Raw genomic sequence first — 22,390 nt, forward strand, 5'->3', positions numbered from 1 at the left:
GCTATGAACACTTTAAAGCGAAAATTTTATTAAATAATTTATATAAGAAAATTGGGGTTCATTTAGGATAATCGGGGTGCCGTGTAATATCACTTCACCCCAACATTTGACATAGAACCTTTATTTGTAGGAACATAGTCTTTCCCATCATTATAGGCATGTGCTGGTGTAAGCTCTTTTTCATTTAACCGCAATACTTTTTTCGTAAAAAAATAGCCATATAACCGATATCCAATAATAAGCACACAAATAGAACCAATTACAATTGATAATGCATTCATAATTTACCCCCATCCTAAATTGACATGAAAATAATTACAAAACCGGTGGATAAAATTTAAGAATGACAATAAAAGTACTCGAGCACTTTCCACAAAATATGAAACAACTATAAAAAACATGTATATTAATAGAAAACTTTTTTAAAGGAATTTTAAGGAATTTATTTATTAAAAAATAATTTATATGATGAGTAGCTAAAAATATCTCCTGGATTGATGCCGTCTTTTTTTAACAGCTGATATTTTATTAATTCATCACTTGCCATTTCTTGCAGCATTACAGATGATCCCCCACCATTAAGAAGTTCATCAATTGTAATCCAGCGAGCATCTGATAACTCCAACTCTTGTATATGAATTGACTGATTTTCATTTAAAGGTTTGCAACAAAAAATAGCCATATTATCACTTACTTCGTTACGAATTACGCCTGACCGAAATCCAACCAAACCCGTAACCTCACAATCAATTCCCGTTTCTTCCATTATCTCTCGTACAACAGCTTCATCGGCTGTCTCTCCAACCTTTACAAACCCAGCTGGAAGCGACCAAACCCCTTTTAGTCCACTATATTTCTTTTTTACAACAAGCCACTGTCCCTTTGAGTTAACTACTACTCCAGCTACCCCTAACCATACCTTTCCTCTATCTTGCTTCACTGTCCATCACCCTTTGTAAATTATTACAGATATCTTTTATTATACTAATGATATTTACCGAGTTACATAAAAACCCATTCATTCGAGCTTATGCATCAAATGAATGGGTAAACTTAATGTTTTATATTCTTTTTAACAGCTGCCATCTACGAATTATGATGAGCAGTATTTTATTTTATTACTCACAAACCTCTGGCGTACCTTCAACTTTAGCCGTTCTGAAAGACGTTCCACAGCCGCAAGATGCGATGGCGTTTGGATTGTCGATGGTAAAGCCTCCGCCCATTAAAGATTGCTTATAATCGATTTTCGTTCCCATTAAAATTGGTGCATCTTCACGGGAAACAAGAATTTTTAAACCATATTGTTCATCTATAAAATCATCTTCATTTTGATTTTGATCAAAATTCATGCCATATGATAACCCGCTGCAACCTCCGCCATGGACAGCTACACGTAAAAATGAACTTTCTTCTTCATTATGTTGCTGCATTTCCTTTACACGAAATGCTGCCGCTTCCGTTAACACTATTACTTGTTTTTCACTTGTCATCCCATTCACCTTCCTTCTAATTAATATGATACCAAGGACATTTACAAAAAGAAAGCTTTGTGCACTCGCATTAATTTTACTGTATTTATACCTCATTTATTATAAATAGTTCATAAATAGTAAATTATAATCACTCAATCCGACAAAAGAATTGCTATAATAGTCTTACAAAGTCCATCTGAATGGGGGTAAATTGTATGGAACTATCTCCGTATTATGAGAAGAAAATAGAATGTCTCTGCTGCAAAAAAACGTTTCCAACGTACAAAGTTCGTTCTAAGTCCATAAAAGTAGATCATACAGATACAGATTTCTGCCCTATTTATTCTGATTCGAACGTCAATGCTTTATTCTATAATATATTCGTATGTGAACATTGTGGTTTTTCATTTACAGAGGACTTTTCAAAATACTTTGCACCTGGTACTCGAGAGGTTATTGAAGAGCAAATTACGAAAAAATGGGTTCCACGCAGTTTTAATGGTGAACGCACCATTGATCAGGCGATTGAGTCCTATAAATTAGCATTTGTGAGTGGTATGTTAAAAAAAGAAAAAGCAGTTTCACTTGCAGGCCTTGCATTGCGCATTGGTTGGTTATATAGAAGTCTAAAAAATGAACAAGAAAACCGGTTTATAAAAATTGCACGAGATCAATATATTGAATCATTTTCAACTGAAGATTATAAAGGTACTCAAATGTCAGATACACGAATTATGTATATGATTGCAGAGCTTTCAAGACGCATTGGAGATTTGGATGATGCAACTCGCTTCTTCTCAAAAGTGATAGAAAGTCAACGTATTGATGGAGGAGAAGCAAAACTAGTTGATCTTGCCAAAGAGCAATGGCAATTAGTCCGAGAACAACGAGAAAAAGAAAGATCGGCTATATGATTAAAAAATTTTATCTTCATCTGACAACGTCCGCACTTAATGAGTGTTGCAAAACACTTCACAATTAACAAAAAACTAACGTTTACAATCTAGTTGTAAACGTTAGTTTTTTTATTCATTAAAATACTTGTTCAACTTCAACAATGCCTGGAACTTCTTCTAAAAGGGCACGTTCAATACCTGCTTTTAAAGTAATTGTAGAACTTGGGCAGCTTCCGCATGCGCCTAATAGGCGTAAACGAACAATACCGTCTTCTACATCTACTAATTCACAGTCCCCTCCATCTCGAAGTAAAAACGGACGTAATTTATCTAAAACTTCTTGCACTTGTTCTTTTTGTTCTAAATCTGTCATTTCTCTCGACTCCTTTCATTAAAATTATTATAATGTGAAGAAACGAAAAAATCCATTATTCCGTTATGAAAGGTTGTTAATCTATGAAAGAAAATAATCCCATAATAGAAGTTTTTGGTGCTGATGTTATTTGCGCAAGCTGTGTCAATGCACCATCATCAAAAGATACATACGAATGGCTGCAGGCTGCTATCAGTCGAAAATTTCCAAACCAATCATTTTCCATTCGTTATATAGATATTGAACAACCTCTTGACAGTGAACGCGATAAAGAGTGGGCTGAGCGTATTAATAATGATGAATTTTTCTACCCACTTGTATTAATCAATAATGAAGTAATTGGTGAAGGTTATATACAAATTCAACCAATTTTCTCCACGTTGGAGAAATTAGGATTTACTTCTACTGAATAAGTATTTTATTCCTACTGTATTTCCATCCTCATCGCAATTCCTCTGCGACGAAGACCTTAGTGACAGTTGTAAAGAGGGCAGACTTTTCAGCCGCCCTCTTTCTTATTATGTTCAGCTAATTGATGATTATAAGCTGTTATTGAGAATCGTTTTGTCGTTTATACATCCATAATAGACCAGATTTCATCAAACGTGCGATTCGGCCTGTTACTGTTGTATCTGCTAAATGTACAAAACCTTGCTTCTTGCCAAGAGAACCCATGAAACCTTTTAGCTTAATTTCTGGCATTTTTTCAGGAAGTGCTTCATTGTTCCAACGATGTTTCAATACTTTTACGATGCGTTCTCCTTGTTCTTCTGCCAGTTGGGCACTTGCTGGTAAATCAGAAGAAGCACAGTCACCAACTACAAACACATTTTCGTCATCAATTAATTGGAAATACTGGTTAACGAGTGGGCGGCCTTTTTTATCTTTTTCTGCATCCATTTCACGAACAATTTTTACAGGACGTACGCCAGCTGTCCATACAACTGCATCAACTTCAATTACTTCTTCGTGGTTATATAAACGCGTAGGCTCTACCTTTGTGATATTTGATTCAGCAATTACATCTACATTGTTTTTTACAAACCAGTCTTTTACGTATTTGCTTAGTTTCTCTGGGAATGCACGTAAAATTCGATCTGAACGGTCAAATAATTTTATTTTTAAATCCGAGCGACTTTCACGCAGTTCACTTGCTAGCTCAATACCACTTAAACCTGCTCCGACAATACCAACTACAGATCCTGGTGGTAAACCGCATAATTTTTCAAATGTAGTACGTGATTTTGCAATCGTTTGGATGCTATAGCTGTTTTCTTCTGCTCCTGGAACACCGTGGTAATCATCTTCACAACCCAATCCGATGACTAAATCATCATATGGAATTACTTGACCATCTTCTAAAATGACAGATTTTTCTTTGCGATCAATTTTAGTAATCTCTCCATATACCATTTCTAATCGAGGGTTTTCTGGAAAGCTAACACGTACTTTTTTATCAGTTGTCGTACCTGCTGCTAGAGCATAGAATTCTGTTTTCAAACTATGAAAAGGTGTGCGGTCAATTAATGTTATCATAATGTCTTCTGGAAAGTTATTTGGCAATAAGCGAAGTAAGATTCGCATATTTCCATAACCTCCACCTAGTAATACTAGTTTTCTCATAAAATACTCCCCTACATCATTCTCTATTTTGCATATGCAAAAATGTTCACAATTTGTACATAGAGAGTATAACTTATTGTGAGATGTTTCACAATATGTTAATGAAACTTTTTGTGAATTATTTCACAAAAATTCGATTCCATTGACGAAACTTCCAAAACAGAGTAGCATGTCATTGAGTGAGGTGACAGCCCTTGAATCCATTAGTTGAGTTTTGTATAAGTAATTTAGCAAAAGGTGCTCAAGAAACTTATGAAATTTTAGAAAAAGATCCGAATATTGATGTTCTTGAATATGGCTGTTTAAGCTATTGTACAGTTTGTGATCAAACCTTCTATGCACTTGTAAATGGGGATATCGTAGAAGCAGATACACCTGAAGAGCTAACGAAAAAAATTTATCAATATATTGAAGAAAACCCACTATTCTAAATTAAATGGGTATTCGATTTAGCTCCTTCATAAAAAATTCCGCGTACTATTGAAGTACGCGGTTATTATTTTACCCATTAATCTCTCCAATTTTGAAGCGGAAAGCTTCCACTGAATGAAGATTAGAATTCACTTAAATCCTCAACACAGTATGTAGGTTTCAAATCTTTTTGAAGGACAGCTTCGGTACTCACAACCCCTGTATTAACATGAATTGTATCACAGCCAAAACGAATACCACAGAGAATATCCGTATCATAATTGTCCCCAATCATAACCATTTCTTCTTTTGTAAAGCCATACTCATCTTGTATAACTTCAAGCATAACTGGTGACGGTTTGCCGATAAAAATTGGCTCTGCAGATGCAACATTTGCTACTAGCCGCACAAACGAGCCATTGCCAGGCAATAAACCGAACTCCGATGGGAACTTGATATCTTCATTCGTTCCAATTAATTTAGCACCATTCTGAACTGCAATAGAGGCTTTTGCTAGTTTCGCATAATTTATTGTACGATCAATTCCCATTACGATTACATCTGGCTGTTCATCCTCATGGGCGATTTCAATACCTTCCGCGTCCAATGCAAAGCGCAGCCCATCTGAGCCAATCATGTGTATTTTTGCATCTCTATAATTCTGCGACACATATTTAGCCGTAGTTAAAGCACTCGTATAGATACGCTTAGTCGGAACTTCCAAGCCAATGTTCAGCAATGCCTCCTGTAATTGCATCGGTGTTTTGGAAGCATTATTTGTTACTAAAAAATAATCAATATTTTGCTGTTGTAATTTGTGAATGAAACGAACAGCAGATTCAATCCCGTCTTTTCCGCGATATACTGTGCCATCTAAATCAAAACAATATGCTCTATACTGTTTCATTACTCTTTCTCCGGTAAAAAAGCAGATACAGGTCCAAGCTCATTTTCTAAATAGTTTCTTACCAAATCCGGGAATTGCTTTATCGCCTGTAAGCTCTCTTGTAATACGTTTAAAACCTGTTCATTATCCACTTGAACAAATTCTCTAACTAACATTTTTCGTAAGCCTACAACGTCTTTTAATGGCTTTTCCATCTCTGTTGTAACGACCTTTTCGTCAATCAAAATATCTATTATGTCATCATAGCTTCCTGGATCACGCATAATAAATCCATCGATAATTAAATTTCCTACATCCATCATCGATTCCATTACATTATGGCCAATTCTTTGTAATGCTAATTTAGAGATATCATCTCTCAGCCAGTTATCTTCTTTTTCGAAGATGGCTAGTAGCTCATCTAAATGCTTTAACGTGATGCTAATTTTATTTCGATCTACAAAATACATAGATAAATCCCCCAATCAAATCTTTAAAAGTTGATAGTCGTTTCTTTTCTATAGTAACATATTATATAGATTTGGAAGGAGTACTAAACAATATGGAGCGTTTTTTCTTATATGATGATGTTGAAGATACAAAAACGAGATTTGTAAGCTTTACTGGCAAAAAACTGCGCTATGATTTAGCAATTATGCAATCAACTCGATTTTTCGGAAAAGTGCTTGTTTTAGATATGCAGTTTGGACGATTTGCAATTATCGGTCCAGATGACCTAGACGAGCCAGGCTACCTAGAATTCGCCTTTAACAAAACTGAAGAAGAGGCTGAAGATTTACGGGAATATTTGACTGAATTACTGGCTTAGCTAAGTAAGTGACAAAAAAGTTATTTTGGGGCGATGACATATATCGTAACCTCCAATGAACACCCTTCCGAGGACGGGGACAGTTTCAATCACATTAAAAGATTACTTCTAGGAAAACAGAAGGGCTGTACAGAAATTTAGTTTCTGTACAGCCCTTTATTTTATTGCTCAATTTCTTCTGCCTCTTGTTCGAGTAAATCTCCTTCTATTCTTGCGGACGATGCAAGGTGTTTTGGAGCTTTCCCAGTCTTACGAAGAACAAAATAAGCACAGCCAAAATTACAATATTCAAATAAATAATCTTCAAAAGTACTAATTTTTGTATCAAAAGTCGCCTTTTGATTTTTATCGTCAAAAAAACCTTTTAATCGCAGCTGGCCATATCCCCAGTCACCTGCAATATAATCGTACTTAGCTAATATATCTGAATAGCGTGCTAAAAATGCCTCCTCATCAAATCCATCTCGGACATTTTCGATAATTTCGTATGCATAGCCTTCTGCAATAATCATCGAAACTCCTCCTATTCTATTTACATTGTGTCAAAAAGGAAGTAATTATTTATTTCGCTTCAGCTTGGAGTTGTCTTGTTTTCGTTGCTTCGTTTACTTGTTCATCTGCATGATAACTGCTTCGAACTAATGGTCCAGCCTCACAATGTTTAAACCCTTTTTCCATTGCGATTTTTCGAAGTTTTCCAAACTCTAAAGGAGTATAATATTTTTTCACCGGCAAATGTTTTTTAGTTGGCTGTAAATATTGTCCGATTGTCATAATATCAACATTATTTGCTCTAAGGTCATCCATTACTTCTAAAATTTCATCCCATGTTTCTCCTAAACCAATCATTAATGAAGATTTAGTTGGAATTTCTGGCTGCATCTCTTTAGCTCTTCTTAGAAACTCCAATGAACGGTCATATTTTGCACGCGCACGAACTCTTGGAGTTAAACGGCGAACTGTTTCAATATTATGGTTTAAAATATCTGGCTTTGCATCCATTACCAGTTTTAAATTTTCTTCAACGCCGCCAAGATCGGATGGCAGTACTTCTATAGAAGTTTGAGGTGTTTTTCGTCTAATTGCTTTTACTGTTTCTGCAAGTACCCCTGCCCCTCCATCTTTCAAATCATCACGGGCAACCATTGTAATAACAACATGTTTCAAGTTCATAATTTCTACTGAATCAGCAACGCGTTCTGGTTCAGCTAAATCTAATTCGTTTGGTAAACCTGTTTTAACAGCACAAAACCGACAGGCACGTGTACAAACAGCACCAAGGATCATCATTGTTGCAGTTCTTCTTTCTCCCCAACATTCGTGAATATTTGGGCAGCGCGCTTCCTCACAAACAGTATGTAAGTTTTTTTCGCGCATTAATTTTTTTAAGCCTTTATATTCGTCATTTGTATTTAATTTTATTTTCAACCATTCAGGTTTACGTAAAATTTCATCTTTTTCACTAGTAGGTTTACTTGTCATTAATATCATCCCCTATTAAGATACATACTGATGTCAATGTAACATATTCCTACAAATGAAAACAACTAACTTACTTAATTTAGTTTATCAATTAATAAATTCTATTGTCCGTCATAAGGAACTGGCACCTCTATCGATGGCTGTGCTCCATCTCCGCCATTGGTATAAATATTTGGTACTTGCGATCTTACTAATCCAATAGCAACCGGAATTGACTGTTCTACTGTTGATTGCTTGCTTGCAAATGGAATAATAATTTGTACATTCACTTTAAGGTCGATATTTACTTCAACCATTGCATTGTTAATTCCAAATTCCTCAATTGATTTTGAAACATCACTAGCTACGTTTCCAATAATATGAAAGCGAATTGGTACACGAGGGCCTAAGTTTCCTAATAAAGGGAGATTAAGAGCCTGAGCTATCGGTACAAAAAATACAATGCCATCCCCTTTTTGTATCTCACTCACATCATATTCAACATTTTCTAGATCCGGTAATTGGCTCAAATCACCTTGCTCTGCAAGTTCTAAATGTTCTTTTACGAGAGTAACAGTTTCGGCTCGAACTTGATTAATAATTTCTGTGTTAAATCGTGTCGTTAGCATGTAATCCGATTCAGACGGTAAATCTTCAATAATCTCATTAATGTCCAGAACCCTCGAAGTTCGAGCATTAATAGCTTTACTTACTACATGAGAAGCAATCTTGAAGGTTTGTACCTCTGCATATTCCAAATACGTTGGCATTAATCGAGCATTCAAAATATATAGAAAAAACGTAACAGCAATGACGAAGCTCGCAATAAATAATGTAAAACGATTTAACTTCCTACGTCTTTTCCGTTTATAAAACTTCATTTTTCTTGGTTGACGGTAAAACAAAAAATCTCCTCCTGTTCCAATTTATGAACAAGAGGAGCAACCTATTCGATTTCAGCTACATAATCTACTTCTACCTTTTCAACAATGATTTCTGGGTACTCAACTAAATTAATAGTATATGGGCTGTTTAATATCGTATTATTTTCTTCGAATATTCGAATATATGGCAATTCAGGTTTATGTAAATTTTGCTTTGCTACTATTCCGCGGCGGCCATCCGACAATAATAATATCGTCCCGTTCGGATAGTGAACAATACTGCGTTTAAACGCATCAACTATATGCTTATCAAAAATGGTACCGCTACCAGATTCGATAATCTTTATTCCTTCAGATGGAAGCATTTTCTGTCGATATACACGATTAGAGGTTACAGCATCAAAAACATCAGCTACAGCAATTATTTTCGCATATGGATGCATTTCGGCCCCTGATATTCCTCGAGGATACCCACTCCCATCAATCCTTTCGTGATGTTGAAACGCACAATGTGCAACAAGAAGTGATACAGTATGTAAATTACGCAAAATATCGAAGCCAAAACGGGTATGCTGCTTTATTACTTCATATTCATCGTCCGTTAAACTTCCCTCTTTAAATAAAATATCTGGTGGAATGACTAGTTTTCCGATATCATGCAGCATTGCACCAATTCCAATTACTCGTAAATCTTCAGAAGAATAACCTAATTCCTTTGCAATCGCAATTGAATATAATGTTACTTGAAATGAATGCTGATATAAATATTCGTCATAAATTAATGTATCAGTTAATACCGTTAAAACTTCGTCGCTTTTTACAATCGTTGTAAGCAAATCATCAACAATCTCTCCGATAACCTTTGACTGTTTATCTATAACTAGAGATGCTGATTGGCTGTTTAAGCCCTTTACTTTATTAAAAGAAGTAGTTATTTTTTTAATAGCATTTGTTCGTACTTCCGGTAAAATAGATTCCTCAATAATAATTCCATCCGATATTTTGTCTTCAATGTACAAATACTGGATTCCTAATTCCTTTAATCTACTAATGATTCCATCTGTTACGACAACATCTTTTTGCAATAAAGGAAGTCCAGCCTCATTCCATATGGTCTTTCCAACTACCATTTGTGATTTTAGTGCATTGATTGATATTAAACGCATAGATGTTACCCCAATTCTAGTTCAATAACGAGCCATAAAAAATATCCAATGTAAAAATATTAAAGATTTTCACATTCATTGTCAATTAAAGGTTTTTTTCCCATAGTCAATGAATATATCTCTTAAAAACATTGGTAAATAATATTTTTTCTTAGCGTATTTAAATGTCGGAAAAAAATAGCCGAATGTAAACATATCGAGTGTTGCTAATTGATATATTTTATTTAAATCAGCAGCTTCGCCTCTTACAATTAGTTCACGTTTATTGTTAATAGAGAACTCATATGTAAGCATTTTGCCAAATATAGAACCTCTAAATCCTAACCCTTTTAATTCAAACAGCGGCCATTCTTCATTTTGTGCTTGCAAATAAACTTCCTTTAGCTCTCTACCAGTTAATTCAATTACACAAAGATTAATCGGATGCGGCAAAATTTTATGAATATCATAATTTGTAATGGTCCCTTTTTTTAAACTATCGAGTAAAATACCTGCATTAAACATCGTGCAGTCTGCATTAGTGAAATCTAGTACAGATTGTGCGAATAGTTTTGACAGTTGAGAGTAATGAAACCATTCTTTATTATAATATTTTGCAGTTTGAAATATTGGCGTTTGTAAAAGCTGTTTCCCCGTTTCCGAAATCTCCTCCAAAAACTTCCCTTCTCCTTCAATTTCAGGAAGAAGTGCATTTTCGATTACCATTTCTTCTTTTTTGATAATTTTTTTCGATTCATGATCAAATTGCAAAGTTAAATGTCCTGTATATTGGCCAAATTTGCCACAACCAGTTAATAGTACATGATTGACTAGTTTTCCTTCATCAAGCAAATGGTGTGTATGGGAGCCAAAAATAACATCTATAGAGCTGCATTCACTCGCTAACAATTCATCCTCTGTTATCCCTAAGTGCGATAAACAAACAACAATATCTACTTCATCTTTCAATTGTTCAGCAAGCTTTTTTAACACTTTTCTAGGCTCTGTTAGTCGCCAATTTAGTTCATTATAAAATACATCAAATAATGCAGTAGCACCAATAACCCCAATCTTTGTTCCATACTTTGTTGTTAAAATTGTGTATGGCTTTAACCATTTTGGGGCGTCTCCCTTTATAGGCTCAATATTTGCAGCGACTACTTCAAAATTTGCATCATCATATAAAGAGTACAATTCTTCAAAAGATAATGTAATCCCTTCATTATTTCCTATAGTTACGACATCATAGCGTGCTTCATTTAAAAGCTGAACATTGCCCTTTCCGAGTGTTGCCTCTGTATAAATATTTGAACGATCAAGATGATCACCGATATCAAATAAAAAGCTTGGTTCACCAAGTTTTGCATATTCTAAACGCTGCTTTTTTATAAAGGCTTGCATTCTTGTCCAATATTCAAAATGACTATGTACATCATTCGTATGAAAAATATGAATTGTTTCAAGCATGCTGCTCACCATCTTTTCAATAATCAATTATTTTTCGTTAAAATAAACCATCCAAAATCGAACGTATGCCCAGTAATAATAAAATTATCCTTAAAGCTATTACGAGCGTTTCTGATTTCATTTTTTTATTTAATGCTGCACCAATTTTCGCACCAATATATGCTCCAATAATAACTGGAAGAGTATAAATCCAAGGAACATTTCCTAAGTAAATATGGCTTGCTGAATTTGCTAATGATGTTAAAAATACCATGAACATCGAAGTTGCCACTGCAACATGTGGTGGAAATTGAAATAATAATAGCATTGCAGGCACTAATAAAGAACCTCCACCAATACCAAACAGCCCTGAAGTAAGCCCTACTACAAATGTAAGTAAAATTGCAAACCAAATAGGATAGCCGTAAATTTGTTTTGTTCCATCAGGCTCGATAAATTCTCTCTTTATTCCATTATCCACAAACCAGCTAATTGGTTTTAATTTATCTCTCACAAGCAATATAAATGATAGGATAATTAACCATATTCCAAAGTATAAATTAAATGATGGTAAATCAAGTCCTTTATTAATCCATGCACCTACCATCGTACCTGGTATACTTCCAATAAAGAAAATTAAACCACTTTTATAATCTACTGTTTTGGATTTCATATAGGAAAGTGTTGAGGACAGCCCAATAAAAATCATCATAATTACGGATAATCCAACAACAGATTGTGGTGTTATATTAGGGATATATCCGAGATTATTCCCGATAAATAAGGTTGCTGGTACTAAAATAACTCCCCCGCCAAGCCCAACTACCGAACCGATAACACCCGCACATAATGCAATAATTACTAGTAAAAAAAACTCCATTACAAATCTCCTTCAAACATGTCTAATTGTTTTGGTGATAACCCGCTATATTCAATTTTTAAAATTTGCTGTAATCGTTTTGCATTATTAGCCGCATGATGTCCGGAATTATTATTAAATAATACAAATACGTCATTACATTGTTGTTGAAGGTCATCTATACATCTTGCTAGACCTTGAAGTTCTTCTTCATTGTAATCATATAAAAATCGCACTTCGCGCCAATTCGAGTTATTTCCTGCATTGCGCCAACCATGAATGTTGCGTCCATGTATTCTTAATAGGACTTTATCTGATGTTGCAATTGGAACTAGAGGAATTGATCCAGTACCAGCCTGAGGTTCATCACAAACAGTGTGGATACATTCATTTTCCTTTAAAAATTGAAGCGTCTTTTCTTTCATGGCATCGCTGTACCATGTTTGATTTCGAAACTCAATTGCTATGGGAAAATCACTTAGCTGCTCCTTGATGTAACGAATATATTGTATATTTTTAGAGCTACAGTCATACCATGGGGGAAATTGAACAAGTACCATGCCTAATTTTCCCGCTCTTTTGAATGCATCAACACTTTCCTTAAACGCATTCATCATGTCATTCCTAGATTCAAAGGGTAGGTCCCCTCTTAAATGACCTGTTATTCCTTGATAAGCTTTTACAATAAATTGAAAGTTTGACGGTGTTTCGATGCACCACTTTTCAACATTTTGGACAGAAGGAATGGCATAAAAGGAAGTATCAACTTCTACAATTGGGAAATGCCCGCTATAATCAAATAATTTATCTCGACTTAAAGTTGCCGTACTATAAAGAGTTGGATGGTCCCCCCATCCAGTTAGACCAATTTTAATCATTACCTATCTCCTATTGTAAGTTACTTTATGTTTTTTCCCAAGTTTTCTCTCTTTTAGTATAAACCATAATATTAGAAAATCACGATTTTCTCCAATAATAGCAAAAATCTATGTTTTTCTTATGAAGGTATCTTTATGTACAAATTCCTCTCCCTCAAATCTATATGGGAACAAAAAATGTTGTCTATAGTGTCACATCTATTTGCCAAATTTTGCAATGAAAAAAAATACATTTTAAAACACACTTAAAATTCATAAAGTTATAAAATATAAGAACAAGGAGGTTTGTTGAATGACAATTAAAAGAATTTATTTAGTTTTTTTGATAATCTCTATGTGCGTATTATTAATTGGATGTTCAGATAAAACTTTAACTTTTTCAGGAGTTAGTGAAAATTGGTCTGTTAGTTACGAAGTTTTAATTATAGAAAATGAACGAGAAATAACGACTGCTAATTTTAAATATACAGGAAGCGAAGCAATACCTGACAAGATTGAATACTCTCTAGATAGTATGGTGGAGGGGACAAGTACGTTGGATGAAAATGGTATGTTAAAAATTAAAGGCCATAATTGTAGTGGCTGTGCATTAACAACTGAAGAACAAGAGATTAAAGCAACTATAAAATGGAATGATAATGTAGATATAATCGATTTAAAATTAAAAAAATAAATATATGTTTAGATTTTAAGAGCTTAGAAGTACTACTCAACCTATCAATAATATTTAAGAACTTAGGACATAGTATTTTAACTATCATACTTAGTATTATGGGAATTATTATCATATTATGTTGTCTACACTTTTTATATAGTTAATTTAAATTAGTTTAATATAAAAATTGGTTAGGATTTTTACCTAACCAATTTTTATTTGTCGAGCTAAATTTTTATTCATAATATACTTACTTATTTAAACGAATTTTTTCATTTTTTTCTATTTGTACAATTTGATCATCATGAACAACAAGGGTGATTGACCCATAATTCATGGAAGTAAGCATGTTCTCAATATTTCTTAACACTAGTCGAATATTTTCTTGCTTTTTAGTCATGGACTTCATCCCTTCTAAAATATTAATTATTATCAAAAAAGCTCTTAAAACCATGTGAGATGGAAATTAAGAGCCTCTAGAAATCTAGTCAGCTATTTTATTAAAAAAATATGAAAAGTGATTGTCAGCCTTAACTATTAACTTTTAAAATTAACGAGAAATTAAACGAACGCTCTTGAAGAAAGTACAACTTGTAATTCGTTTGTTAACCGCGTTAATGCTTCCTCTTCAATACGATAGCTGCCATCTTCTAACCTTTCAATTTGCTTATCCACAATATAAACTGAATTAAAGACTTCAGTTGCACCTAATACCGAAAGTACTGGTTTTAATGTATATTCAAGAGCTAACAAATGTGCTAAAGAGCCTCCAACTGCAACAGGAATGACCTTTTTCCCAACTAATATCTTTTGGGGCAGTAAATCGAGATAGGTTTTCAAAATTCCTGAAAAAGATGCTTTATAAATCGGAGTTAATATAATAATGAAATTCGCATCTGCCACCAGCAAATTTGCATGCTTAACTTCCTCGCTTGAAAAGTTTGCTTTAATTAAGTCTTCGGCAGGCAAATCATGTACGAAAATGGATTGTACATGTACCTGTGCCTTCATGAAATAATCCAATATATACTGATGAACACCGCTTAAACGCGATTGTTTCTTATGATTGCCATTTATCAATACTCCTCTTACCATCTATATCCTCTCCTTAATTTCCAACTTTCCCCCAATAAATAAGGTCCCTACTTCTTTAATTAAAAAGAAATAGGGACCTTTAGTTTGACTAATCGGTCAAGCTATATTTTAAAATTAATTATTTTACTATCTCTGTTTCTATTTCATCAAATTGATATAGAGCCGTAGATAAGTAACGTTCACCATTTGATGGAACGATTGCTAATACGTTTGACCCTTTACCTAGACGCTTTGCAGTTTCAATTGCTGCGTGGATGGCTGCACCTGAAGAGATACCTACTAAAATACCTTCTTCACGCCCAACTTTACGAGCAACTTCAAATGCTGTTTCATTTTCAACTGTGAAGATTGAAGTGTACACTTCCGTATTTAGCACTTCTGGTACAAATCCAGCACCGATACCTTGAATTTTGTGTGATCCAGGTTTGCCACCAGATAGTACTGGAGAATCCTTTGGTTCAACTGCAATAATTTCAATTTCAGGGTATTTTCCTTTTAACACTTCCCCTGCACCAGTAATCGTACCACCTGTACCAATACCTGCTACAAATGCATCCAATTTTAAGCCTTCGAATGCTTCTACAATTTCAGGGCCTGTTGTAAGACGGTGTATTTCAGCATTTGCTGGGTTATTGAATTGTTGTGGCAAGAAGTAGCCGTTTACTTTTGCCAGGCTTTCTGCTTTCGCGATTGCACCTTTCATTCCTTCAGAACCAGGTGTTAATACTAACTCTGCTCCATAAGCGCGAAGTAATTTACGGCGTTCAATACTCATTGTTTCAGGCATTACTAAAATAGCTCGATAACCTTTTGCCGCCGCAACCATTGCTAAGCCAATACCTGTGTTGCCTGATGTTGGCTCGATAATTGTACCACCTGGTTTTAAAATACCATCTTTTTCAGCTGCTTCAATCATAGCAAGAGCTATCCGATCTTTTACTGAACTTCCCGGATTAAAGAACTCTAATTTTACCCAAACAGTACCTTCGTTTTCTCCTGTTGCGTGGTTTAATTTTACGATTGGTGTACGACCTACTAAATCTACAATAGAATTTGCCAATTTACTCATATTTCTCTCTCCTTTAAGACTTCAAATGCACCTTTAGTTAAACGGAAAAGAGGCACCAAATCAGTTTCTCTCTGAAATGGTGCCTCTAGTTGACTAGTTGGCATTATTAATCCCTAGTTATTTTATATACATAATAAGATTTATTAAGACAATCGTCAATAGTTTTTTTATTAACAGTTAAAATTTAATTTTTAAAATCAGAAGTCATTAATTAACAAATATCTCTCCTATACTTTGGTTCCAAAAATCATCTAGTTTTTTTGATAATCCACCTGATCCAAATTTTACTTTTGTTTCATCCGAACTGCTAAATTTCATAAACTGTAAAATCATCTTTCTTCTAACAAGAATATCGATGATTCCATTATTATAAAACCAACTATCAATTGTATTGTAAATTCCTTTATTCAAAGAAAACTGATGTTGACAAAATTGAGAAAATTGTAAATCTGGTAAATTTATCACATACTCAAATCTATCCACAACGATTTCCCCCTCACTTACTTTTTAATTCACGAAATTTTTTACGAGCATAAAAAGTATCTTCATGTATTTGCCTAATTAAGTCTTGCACATGAGGAAATTTTATTTCTTTTCGAATATAAAACAACAATTCAACCGTAATATTTTCATCGTAAATATGTTGATGAAAATTTAAAATATGAACCTCGAATGTTTTACTGTCCCCATCATTAAAAGTTGGTCTAGTCCCTACATTTAAAATTCCTAAATATTTATTTACATAGTGATAGACGTAAACCCCATAAACACCATTTTTTAATTCAACATCATCATATAATTTTAAATTGGCAGTCGGAAAACCAATCGTTCTTCCAAGCTGTTTTCCTTTTTCAACACGTCCTAATATAATCGGGTTATTAAGTTGACGCAAACTGTCTATTCCACCCTCTCCATGAAAGCGAATTGCCTTTCATAAGTATTCTTGTTTAAACAGTAGGATTAATTTTAAAAATAAATACATTAGAATAGTTTTCATACAATACTAGATTTTTTATATAAAATGAAATTAAATCGAAAAATCCTCAGGTATAAACACCCTTAATTGTTTTGGACGAATATATACAATGTCACCTTTTTTTATGTCTAATTCTTTGTAATGTTCTTTTTGTAACTCTGCTTCTAAATATTCGTCAATGTCTTCACGTTTTAATTCTATTTGAACAATGGGTCCTACAACGTGAATATGCACGATTTTTGCAGCAACCGTCTCATTGTTAACCGGCTGCTTTTCAATTTGAATATCATGTGGTCTAACATAGCCAACCGCTTCTTCATGGGAATCTAGATAAGTAGGTACATTTATTTCAAATTGTCCATGAGTTAGTTTCCCATTATGCAATCTTCCTTTAAATAGATTAACGTTCCCTAAGAAATCATAGACAAACGGACTATTTGGCCGTTCATATACTTCTTCAGGTGTGCCAATTTGTTCAATCTTCCCATTATTCATCACAATAATACGATTCGCTACATCAAGAGCTTCCTCCTGATCATGTGTTACAAAAATACTTGTAACATGGAATTCATTGTGTAATTTACGCAGCCAACGACGTAGTTCTTTTCGAACTTTCGCATCCAAAGCTCCAAAAGGTTCATCTAATAATAATACTTTCGGTTCTACAGCAAGTGCACGAGCTAACGCTACACGTTGCCGCTGCCCACCTGATAGCTGAGAGGGATATCGATCCGCTAAATTTTCAAGCTTAACAAGAGCCAATAATTCATTCACTTTCTTACTAATTTCCTCTTTTGAAGGACGAGTTTTTCTTGGACGAACTTTTAAACCATAAGCAACATTATCAAATACTGTCATATGACGAAATAACGCATAATGCTGGAATACAAACCCAACCTTTCTCTCCTTTGGGCTAACGTTTGTAATATTATGACCATCGAATAAAATTACACCTTCATCTAGCCCTTCTAAACCAGCTAAGATTCGTAAAAGGGTCGTTTTCCCCGAGCCTGATGGACCTAAAAGAGCAATTAGCTCACCTGATTCAATATCTATTGAAATATCACTTAATGCTTGAAATGAACCGAAGGATTTTGAAACGTTTTGTACTTGAATACTCATTTATTTATACCCCCTACACGTCTTTTGCTTTCCATTCAATAATATTTTTAACAATAATCGTGATAATTGCTAAAATGGACATTAATGAAGCTACTGAAAATGCAGCAGTAAATTGATACTCGTTATATAAAATTTCAATATGCAATGGCATCGTATTAGTTAGGCCGCGAATATGCCCTGATACTACAGATACAGCCCCAAATTCCCCTATTGCCCGAGCGTTGCATAAAATCAAACCATATAATAATCCCCACTTAATATTTGGCAATGTTACAAGGAAAAATGTTTTTAATCCACTTGCCCCAAGAGAAATGGAAGCCTCTTCTTCCGTAATACCTTGCATTTGCATGAGTGGAATGAGCTCTCGCGCTATAAATGGAAAGGTTACAAATATTGTCGAAAGGATAATACCAGGTAAAGCAAAGACAATTTTTATATCATGCTCAAATAGCCAATCACCAAACAATCCTTGTGCTCCAAATAACAAAATGAACACTAATCCGGCGATTACTGGAGAAACTGCGAATGGTAAATCTATTAATGTTATTAAAAAGTTCTTTCCCTTAAACGAAAATTTTGTAATAAGCCAAGCAGCCGCAATACCGAAAATCGCATTTAATGGAACTACGATTAACACTACAGTTAATGTAAGCTTAATGGCAGCAAGCGCATCAGGATGAGTAATCGATGCAACATATGTGTCCCAGCCTTTTTCAAGAGCTGTTACAAAAATTGAAATCAATGGCAAAATTAAAAAGAGTGTTAAAAATAATAATGAAATTGTTATAAGAGTCCATTTTATAAAAGCAGATTCCTGTAAGGCATAGGACTTTGATGATGTATGACTATTCGTTATTGATGCTTCATTCTTCAACTCTATTGGTTTTGTCATGAATTTGCGCCTCTCCTTATTGCTGATTAAATTTTTTATTCGTAACCCATTGAATTAGATTAATAATAAAAAGCAGCACAAACGAAGTTACGAGCATCACTGTAGCAATTGCGGTTGCTCCCACATAATCGTATTGTTCTAACTTTGTCATAATAATAAATGGAGTAATTTCAGTTTTCATTGGCATATTTCCTGCTATAAATACGACTGAACCATATTCACCTAATGCCCTTGCAAAGGCTAAAGAAAATCCAGTAATTATTGCCGGTAAAAGCTCTGGGAAAATAACCTTCGTAAACGTCTGAAATCTTGAAGCTCCAAGGCTTGCCGACGCTTCTTCTACTTCGCTGCTAAGATTTTGCAAAACCGGCTGCACTGTTCTCACTACAAAAGGTAAACCAATGAATGTGAGGGCAATAATAATTCCTAGTGGTGTAAACGAAATTTTAAAGTCAAAAAATTGTCCAATCCAGCCATTTGGTGCATAAAGAGTTGTCAGTGCAATACCAGCAACAGCTGTTGGTAATGCAAAAGGCAAATCAACAAGACCGTCTACAATTCTCTTCCCAGGAAATTGATAACGCACCAATACCCATGCGATTATTGTCCCGAAAATAACATTAATAACACCCGCCGCAGCAGCAGTACCTAAACTTAGCTTATAAGATGCAACAGCCCGTGGATGTGAAACTGTTTCGTAAAACTCACTCCAGCTCATCGACACAGTGTTGAAAAATACCATTGATAAAGGCAATAATACAATGATGCTTAAATAAAGCATCGTATACCCAAGGGTTAAGGGAAATCCAGGAATGATTGAGTTCTTTTTTCGTTTCTTTAATGTTAACTCCATATGTACCCCCTAAATTAAATAAGCATGAAAGGAGGTGTCTCCCAACTATGAGACGCCTCCCTTGTGTCAATCTATACTTCAATCAACACAATTTTTTTATATCATTCTTTTAAAACTCTAAAGCATCCTCAAAATAAATTTATTTTTGCTACTGATAAATTTCGTCAAATGTACCTCCATCAGCAAAATGTGTTTTTTGTGCTTCCTGCCAACCACCAAAATCATCTATCGTAATCAGATCTAGCGTTTCGAATTGATCCTTATATTTATCTAAAACTGTTTCATTTCGTGGACGATAGTAATTTTTAGCCGCAATTTCTTGACCTTCTTCTGTATATAGGTAATTTAAGTATGCTTCCGCAACTTCACGTGTTCCTTTTTTATCAACAATTTTGTCAACAACTGCTACTGGTGGTTCAGCTAAAATACTTAAAGACGGTGTGACAATTTCAAATTCATCCTTCTCTAATTCATTTAAGGAAAGATAAGCTTCGTTTTCCCAAGCAATTAATACATCACCGATTTCACGTTCTACAAATGTCGTAGTAGCACCACGAGCACCGGAATCTAAAACTTCAACATTTGCAAATAGTTCCTTCATAAACTGTTTAATTTTAGTTTCATCACCATTAAATTTTTTATCAGCAAAGCCCCAAGCCGCTAAGTAGTTCCAGCGGGCTCCGCCACTTGTTTTTGGATTAGGTGTAATGACTGATATATCTTCCTTCGTTAAGTCATCCCAGTCTTTTATACCTTTCGGATTTCCTTTTCGAACTAAAAATACGATTGTCGATGTATATGGTGAAGAATTTGATTCAAATTCAGTTTGCCAATCTTCATTTAGCAGCTGGCGAGCTAATGCAATTTCATCAATATCATAAGCTAGTGCTAGAGTAACAACATCAGCTTCCAAGCCATCAATTACCGCGCGACCTTGTTTTCCAGAACCTCCGTGTGATTGTTGAAACGTAACTTCTTGCCCTGTTTCTTGTTTCCAATGGGCAGCGAATGCTTCGTTAAATTCTGCATATAGTTCTCGCGTTGGATCATATGAAACATTTAGTAGTTCTACAGTTTCCTTTGATGCTTCTGCAGAAGTTCCCTCTTCTTTTTCCGCGCCACAAGCCGATAATACGATTAACAAAACTGCATTCAGAAATAGAATTAATAGCTTTTTAGATTTTTTCATCTTTTCTACTCTCCTTTTTGATTTAATTAAGAGGCTTATTTCAATCAGCAGGTTTTACTACCTACTCCCTGCCGATTAAAATAAAAAAGGCTGCAACTTCTCCTTATTGAAAAAGGAAATGCATGCAACCTTCAGTTTGTCTGATCAGTAACTATTTAGTTGTTGCTAATTAGTATCAAGATAAATTAATTAGCTTTTGCCTTAAAATTACATTAAACAAATTTATCCGATAAGTCAACAAGGAATTAGGTGAATAAATTTATTTTTTTAAAATTCCAATTCTTTATAAAAGTAAACCATTTTATAATTGACTAATACTATAAATATAGTATACTTTATAATACGATTAAGAATAAGGCAATAAATGTCAGTTCTTAAACTCTTTTTAATTAAAAATCATATTATTGTTTAAACTGCTGTCTAGACAACTGGAGGCGTTTTAATGCAACACGGATTACGTTGCATTAAAACGCCTCTTTCATTTTAAAAGGAGGAATTTAATTGCTTACTTATCATACATGGGAGAATTCTTTCATTGATTTTGAAGTAGACGACACATATAAAGGTGCCCTTAATGTTTTAAATTGGGCTTACAAACATTATGGCGAAGATATTGTCTATGCGTGCAGCTTTGGAATTGAGGGAATTGTACTCATCGACTTAATTTCAAAAGTAAAGCCAGACGCTAAAATCGTCTTTTTGGATACAGATGTCCACTTTAAAGAAACTTATGAAACTATTGAAAGAGTAAAAGCAAACTATCCAAAGTTAAACATCGAAATTAAAAAGCCTGCCTTAACATTGGAAGAGCAAGCTAAACAATTTGGAGATGAATTATGGAAGGCAAATCCGAATAAATGCTGTGAAATTAGAAAATTAGTGCCGCTTAAAGAGACATTAACTGGTGCTAAAGCATGGATTTCAGGCTTGCGCCGAGACCAGTCAGAAACAAGAAAAAATACAAATTTTATTAACCAGGATAATAAATTTCAATCTGTTAAAATCTGTCCACTAATCCATTGGACGTGGAAAGATGTTTGGCGTTATGTTAGCAAACATAATTTAACATACAATCCACTTCACGACCAAGGTTACCCAAGCATTGGCTGTTCACACTGTACGAAGCCAGCCTTTACAATGGATGATTTACGTTCTGGAAGATGGCAAGGACTAAATAAAACTGAATGTGGATTACACGATTAGAAAAGTGGAAGGTGCTAGCACACTCTGAAATCAACTAGCCAACAAAAACACAGCATCTTAATTGCGTTGTCGTCACATGCAAAACCTTGCACATCGGAAAATCGACTAACTCCTTGCAGGCGAGTTTCAAACTATGGAGAATCTAGTGTCTGAGCTAGACGGTTTTCAAA

General features: G+C 34.5%; 28 protein-coding genes and 1 pseudogene. 6 read left to right on the forward strand and 23 right to left on the reverse strand.

Annotation, left to right across the window (positions count from 1 at the left end; genetic code table 11):
* Positions 1–119: 119 nt before the first annotated feature.
* The 3 genes and pseudogenes from EKG35_RS09680 to EKG35_RS09690 all read right to left on the reverse strand — a co-directional run.
* A pseudogene (locus EKG35_RS09680) lies at positions 120–281 on the reverse strand (carbon starvation CstA family protein); the annotation flags it as partial.
* 161 nt (positions 282–442) lie between these two features.
* Positions 443–940, reverse strand: coding sequence for an NUDIX domain-containing protein (locus tag EKG35_RS09685; protein WP_126294248.1), 498 nt, complete (start codon positions 938–940; stop codon positions 443–445).
* Positions 941–1,118: 178 nt separating this feature from the next.
* A complete protein-coding gene (locus EKG35_RS09690; protein WP_126294249.1) occupies positions 1,119–1,493 on the reverse strand; it encodes a HesB/IscA family protein in 375 nt (124 codons plus the stop codon).
* A gap of 197 nt (positions 1,494–1,690) precedes the next feature.
* Between EKG35_RS09690 and EKG35_RS09695 the strand changes: the two genes are divergently transcribed.
* Positions 1,691–2,389 carry a DUF2225 domain-containing protein gene (locus EKG35_RS09695; RefSeq protein WP_126294250.1) on the forward strand — a complete coding sequence of 233 codons (699 nt, stop codon included), beginning with the start codon at positions 1,691–1,693 and terminating at the stop codon, positions 2,387–2,389.
* Positions 2,390–2,507: 118 nt separating this feature from the next.
* Here EKG35_RS09695 and EKG35_RS09700 read toward each other — a convergent pair whose 3' ends face one another.
* Positions 2,508–2,744: a NifU family protein gene (locus EKG35_RS09700; protein WP_126294251.1), complete on the reverse strand. Its 237-nt coding sequence runs from the start codon at positions 2,742–2,744 to the stop codon at positions 2,508–2,510.
* 83 nt (positions 2,745–2,827) lie between these two features.
* On the opposite strand from EKG35_RS09700, the gene EKG35_RS09705 reads away from it, so the two are divergent.
* The gene (locus EKG35_RS09705; RefSeq protein ID WP_126294252.1) at positions 2,828–3,157 is read left to right on the forward strand and encodes a YuzD family protein; all 330 of its coding nucleotides are present in this window, start codon (positions 2,828–2,830) and stop codon (positions 3,155–3,157) included.
* A 136-nt stretch (positions 3,158–3,293) separates the two neighbouring features.
* On the opposite strand, the gene EKG35_RS09710 is transcribed toward EKG35_RS09705, so the two are convergent.
* Positions 3,294–4,367: an NAD(P)/FAD-dependent oxidoreductase gene (locus EKG35_RS09710; protein ID WP_126294253.1), complete on the reverse strand. Its 1,074-nt coding sequence runs from the start codon at positions 4,365–4,367 to the stop codon at positions 3,294–3,296.
* A 194-nt stretch (positions 4,368–4,561) separates the two neighbouring features.
* Here EKG35_RS09710 and EKG35_RS09715 point away from each other — a divergent pair, with 194 nt between their 5' ends.
* Positions 4,562–4,798, forward strand: a complete 237-nt coding sequence (locus EKG35_RS09715) for a YuzB family protein (RefSeq protein ID WP_126294254.1) — start codon at positions 4,562–4,564, stop codon at positions 4,796–4,798.
* Between the two features lie 122 nt (positions 4,799–4,920).
* Here EKG35_RS09715 and EKG35_RS09720 read toward each other — a convergent pair whose 3' ends face one another.
* Both EKG35_RS09720 and EKG35_RS09725 read right to left on the reverse strand, forming a co-directional pair.
* Positions 4,921–5,685, reverse strand: coding sequence for a TIGR01457 family HAD-type hydrolase (locus EKG35_RS09720; RefSeq protein WP_126294255.1), 765 nt, complete (start codon positions 5,683–5,685; stop codon positions 4,921–4,923).
* The gene (locus EKG35_RS09725; protein ID WP_126294256.1) at positions 5,685–6,134 is read right to left on the reverse strand and encodes a DUF86 domain-containing protein; all 450 of its coding nucleotides are present in this window, start codon (positions 6,132–6,134) and stop codon (positions 5,685–5,687) included. The genes EKG35_RS09720 and EKG35_RS09725 overlap by 1 nt, the downstream gene beginning before the upstream one ends.
* Before the next feature lie 92 nt (positions 6,135–6,226).
* Here EKG35_RS09725 and EKG35_RS09730 point away from each other — a divergent pair, with 92 nt between their 5' ends.
* Complete coding sequence (locus EKG35_RS09730; protein WP_126294257.1) at positions 6,227–6,493, forward strand: DUF3055 domain-containing protein; 267 nt, start codon at positions 6,227–6,229, stop codon at positions 6,491–6,493.
* Between the two features lie 161 nt (positions 6,494–6,654).
* Here the strand turns inward: EKG35_RS09730 and EKG35_RS09735 are convergent, their stop codons facing one another.
* From EKG35_RS09735 to EKG35_RS09765, 7 genes are all read right to left on the reverse strand, one after another.
* Positions 6,655–7,005, reverse strand: coding sequence for a YutD family protein (locus EKG35_RS09735; RefSeq protein ID WP_126294258.1), 351 nt, complete (start codon positions 7,003–7,005; stop codon positions 6,655–6,657).
* A 49-nt stretch (positions 7,006–7,054) separates the two neighbouring features.
* Positions 7,055–7,975, reverse strand: a complete 921-nt coding sequence (gene lipA / locus EKG35_RS09740) for a lipoyl synthase (RefSeq protein ID WP_126294259.1) — start codon at positions 7,973–7,975, stop codon at positions 7,055–7,057.
* Between the two features lie 101 nt (positions 7,976–8,076).
* Positions 8,077–8,859, reverse strand: a complete 783-nt coding sequence (gene yunB / locus EKG35_RS09745; protein ID WP_126294260.1) for a sporulation protein YunB — start codon at positions 8,857–8,859, stop codon at positions 8,077–8,079.
* Between the two features lie 41 nt (positions 8,860–8,900).
* A complete protein-coding gene (locus EKG35_RS09750; RefSeq protein WP_126294261.1) occupies positions 8,901–10,004 on the reverse strand; it encodes an HD-GYP domain-containing protein in 1,104 nt (367 codons plus the stop codon).
* 81 nt (positions 10,005–10,085) lie between these two features.
* Entirely contained in the window at positions 10,086–11,450 is a 1,365-nt protein-coding gene (locus EKG35_RS09755) for a bifunctional metallophosphatase/5'-nucleotidase (protein ID WP_126294262.1), read from the reverse strand.
* 37 nt (positions 11,451–11,487) lie between these two features.
* Positions 11,488–12,309: a sulfite exporter TauE/SafE family protein gene (locus EKG35_RS09760; RefSeq protein ID WP_126294263.1), complete on the reverse strand. Its 822-nt coding sequence runs from the start codon at positions 12,307–12,309 to the stop codon at positions 11,488–11,490.
* Positions 12,309–13,166 (reverse strand): DUF72 domain-containing protein, encoded by an 858-nt coding sequence (locus EKG35_RS09765; RefSeq protein ID WP_126294264.1) that lies wholly within the window; start codon positions 13,164–13,166, stop codon positions 12,309–12,311. The genes EKG35_RS09760 and EKG35_RS09765 overlap by 1 nt, the downstream gene beginning before the upstream one ends.
* A gap of 292 nt (positions 13,167–13,458) precedes the next feature.
* Here EKG35_RS09765 and EKG35_RS09770 point away from each other — a divergent pair, with 292 nt between their 5' ends.
* Positions 13,459–13,839: a hypothetical protein gene (locus EKG35_RS09770; protein WP_126294265.1), complete on the forward strand. Its 381-nt coding sequence runs from the start codon at positions 13,459–13,461 to the stop codon at positions 13,837–13,839.
* 232 nt (positions 13,840–14,071) lie between these two features.
* On the opposite strand, the gene EKG35_RS09775 is transcribed toward EKG35_RS09770, so the two are convergent.
* From EKG35_RS09775 to EKG35_RS09815, 9 genes are all read right to left on the reverse strand, one after another.
* Positions 14,072–14,221, reverse strand: a complete 150-nt coding sequence (locus EKG35_RS09775; RefSeq protein WP_126294266.1) for a YezD family protein — start codon at positions 14,219–14,221, stop codon at positions 14,072–14,074.
* Between the two features lie 161 nt (positions 14,222–14,382).
* A complete protein-coding gene (ssuE, locus tag EKG35_RS09780) occupies positions 14,383–14,916 on the reverse strand; it encodes an NADPH-dependent FMN reductase (protein WP_126294267.1) in 534 nt (177 codons plus the stop codon).
* Between the two features lie 118 nt (positions 14,917–15,034).
* On the reverse strand, positions 15,035–15,985 hold the full coding sequence (cysK, locus tag EKG35_RS09785) for a cysteine synthase A (protein ID WP_126294268.1): 951 nt from the start codon (positions 15,983–15,985) through the stop codon (positions 15,035–15,037).
* A 207-nt stretch (positions 15,986–16,192) separates the two neighbouring features.
* Positions 16,193–16,468, reverse strand: a complete 276-nt coding sequence (locus tag EKG35_RS09790; RefSeq protein WP_126294269.1) for a hypothetical protein — start codon at positions 16,466–16,468, stop codon at positions 16,193–16,195.
* 13 nt (positions 16,469–16,481) lie between these two features.
* Positions 16,482–16,877, reverse strand: coding sequence for a riboflavin kinase (locus EKG35_RS09795; RefSeq protein WP_185807698.1), 396 nt, complete (start codon positions 16,875–16,877; stop codon positions 16,482–16,484).
* A gap of 135 nt (positions 16,878–17,012) precedes the next feature.
* Positions 17,013–18,083 (reverse strand): sulfate/molybdate ABC transporter ATP-binding protein, encoded by a 1,071-nt coding sequence (locus EKG35_RS09800; RefSeq protein WP_126294271.1) that lies wholly within the window; start codon positions 18,081–18,083, stop codon positions 17,013–17,015.
* A 13-nt stretch (positions 18,084–18,096) separates the two neighbouring features.
* Positions 18,097–18,975, reverse strand: coding sequence for a sulfate ABC transporter permease subunit CysW (gene cysW / locus EKG35_RS09805; RefSeq protein ID WP_126294272.1), 879 nt, complete (start codon positions 18,973–18,975; stop codon positions 18,097–18,099).
* Positions 18,976–18,991: 16 nt separating this feature from the next.
* The gene (gene cysT, locus EKG35_RS09810) at positions 18,992–19,828 is read right to left on the reverse strand and encodes a sulfate ABC transporter permease subunit CysT (protein ID WP_126294273.1); all 837 of its coding nucleotides are present in this window, start codon (positions 19,826–19,828) and stop codon (positions 18,992–18,994) included.
* A 148-nt stretch (positions 19,829–19,976) separates the two neighbouring features.
* Entirely contained in the window at positions 19,977–21,017 is a 1,041-nt protein-coding gene (locus EKG35_RS09815) for a sulfate ABC transporter substrate-binding protein (protein WP_126294274.1), read from the reverse strand.
* A 501-nt stretch (positions 21,018–21,518) separates the two neighbouring features.
* On the opposite strand from EKG35_RS09815, the gene EKG35_RS09820 reads away from it, so the two are divergent.
* Complete coding sequence (locus tag EKG35_RS09820) at positions 21,519–22,220, forward strand: phosphoadenylyl-sulfate reductase (protein ID WP_126294275.1); 702 nt, start codon at positions 21,519–21,521, stop codon at positions 22,218–22,220.
* Positions 22,221–22,390 lie beyond the last annotated feature (170 nt).

It is taken from the genome of Lysinibacillus telephonicus (assembly GCF_003966145.1).
GTDB classification, from domain to species: Bacteria; Bacillota; Bacilli; order Bacillales_A; family Planococcaceae; genus Ureibacillus; species Ureibacillus telephonicus.

Bases quoted from the DNA above. Each gene is read 5' to 3' on its own strand.
- EKG35_RS09690 (WP_126294249.1), bottom strand. From the start codon at position 1,493: ATGACAAGTGAAAAACAAGTAATAGTGTTAACGGAAGCGGCAGCATTT.
- EKG35_RS09695 (WP_126294250.1), top strand. From the start codon at position 1,691: ATGGAACTATCTCCGTATTATGAGAAGAAAATAGAATGTCTCTGCTGC.
- EKG35_RS09700 (WP_126294251.1), bottom strand. From the start codon at position 2,744: ATGACAGATTTAGAACAAAAAGAACAAGTGCAAGAAGTTTTAGATAAA.
- EKG35_RS09705 (WP_126294252.1), top strand. From the start codon at position 2,828: ATGAAAGAAAATAATCCCATAATAGAAGTTTTTGGTGCTGATGTTATT.
- EKG35_RS09710 (WP_126294253.1), bottom strand. From the start codon at position 4,367: ATGAGAAAACTAGTATTACTAGGTGGAGGTTATGGAAATATGCGAATC.
- EKG35_RS09720 (WP_126294255.1), bottom strand. From the start codon at position 5,685: ATGAAACAGTATAGAGCATATTGTTTTGATTTAGATGGCACAGTATAT.
- EKG35_RS09725 (WP_126294256.1), bottom strand. From the start codon at position 6,134: ATGTATTTTGTAGATCGAAATAAAATTAGCATCACGTTAAAGCATTTA.
- EKG35_RS09730 (WP_126294257.1), top strand. From the start codon at position 6,227: ATGGAGCGTTTTTTCTTATATGATGATGTTGAAGATACAAAAACGAGA.
- EKG35_RS09735 (WP_126294258.1), bottom strand. From the start codon at position 7,005: ATGATTATTGCAGAAGGCTATGCATACGAAATTATCGAAAATGTCCGA.
- lipA (WP_126294259.1), bottom strand. From the start codon at position 7,975: ATGACAAGTAAACCTACTAGTGAAAAAGATGAAATTTTACGTAAACCT.
- EKG35_RS09750 (WP_126294261.1), bottom strand. From the start codon at position 10,004: ATGCGTTTAATATCAATCAATGCACTAAAATCACAAATGGTAGTTGGA.
- EKG35_RS09755 (WP_126294262.1), bottom strand. From the start codon at position 11,450: ATGCTTGAAACAATTCATATTTTTCATACGAATGATGTACATAGTCAT.
- EKG35_RS09760 (WP_126294263.1), bottom strand. From the start codon at position 12,309: ATGGAGTTTTTTTTACTAGTAATTATTGCATTATGTGCGGGTGTTATC.
- EKG35_RS09765 (WP_126294264.1), bottom strand. From the start codon at position 13,166: ATGATTAAAATTGGTCTAACTGGATGGGGGGACCATCCAACTCTTTAT.
- EKG35_RS09770 (WP_126294265.1), top strand. From the start codon at position 13,459: ATGACAATTAAAAGAATTTATTTAGTTTTTTTGATAATCTCTATGTGC.
- EKG35_RS09775 (WP_126294266.1), bottom strand. From the start codon at position 14,221: ATGACTAAAAAGCAAGAAAATATTCGACTAGTGTTAAGAAATATTGAG.
- ssuE (WP_126294267.1), bottom strand. From the start codon at position 14,916: ATGGTAAGAGGAGTATTGATAAATGGCAATCATAAGAAACAATCGCGT.
- cysK (WP_126294268.1), bottom strand. From the start codon at position 15,985: ATGAGTAAATTGGCAAATTCTATTGTAGATTTAGTAGGTCGTACACCA.
- EKG35_RS09800 (WP_126294271.1), bottom strand. From the start codon at position 18,083: ATGAGTATTCAAGTACAAAACGTTTCAAAATCCTTCGGTTCATTTCAA.
- cysW (WP_126294272.1), bottom strand. From the start codon at position 18,975: ATGACAAAACCAATAGAGTTGAAGAATGAAGCATCAATAACGAATAGT.
- cysT (WP_126294273.1), bottom strand. From the start codon at position 19,828: ATGGAGTTAACATTAAAGAAACGAAAAAAGAACTCAATCATTCCTGGA.
- EKG35_RS09815 (WP_126294274.1), bottom strand. From the start codon at position 21,017: ATGAAAAAATCTAAAAAGCTATTAATTCTATTTCTGAATGCAGTTTTG.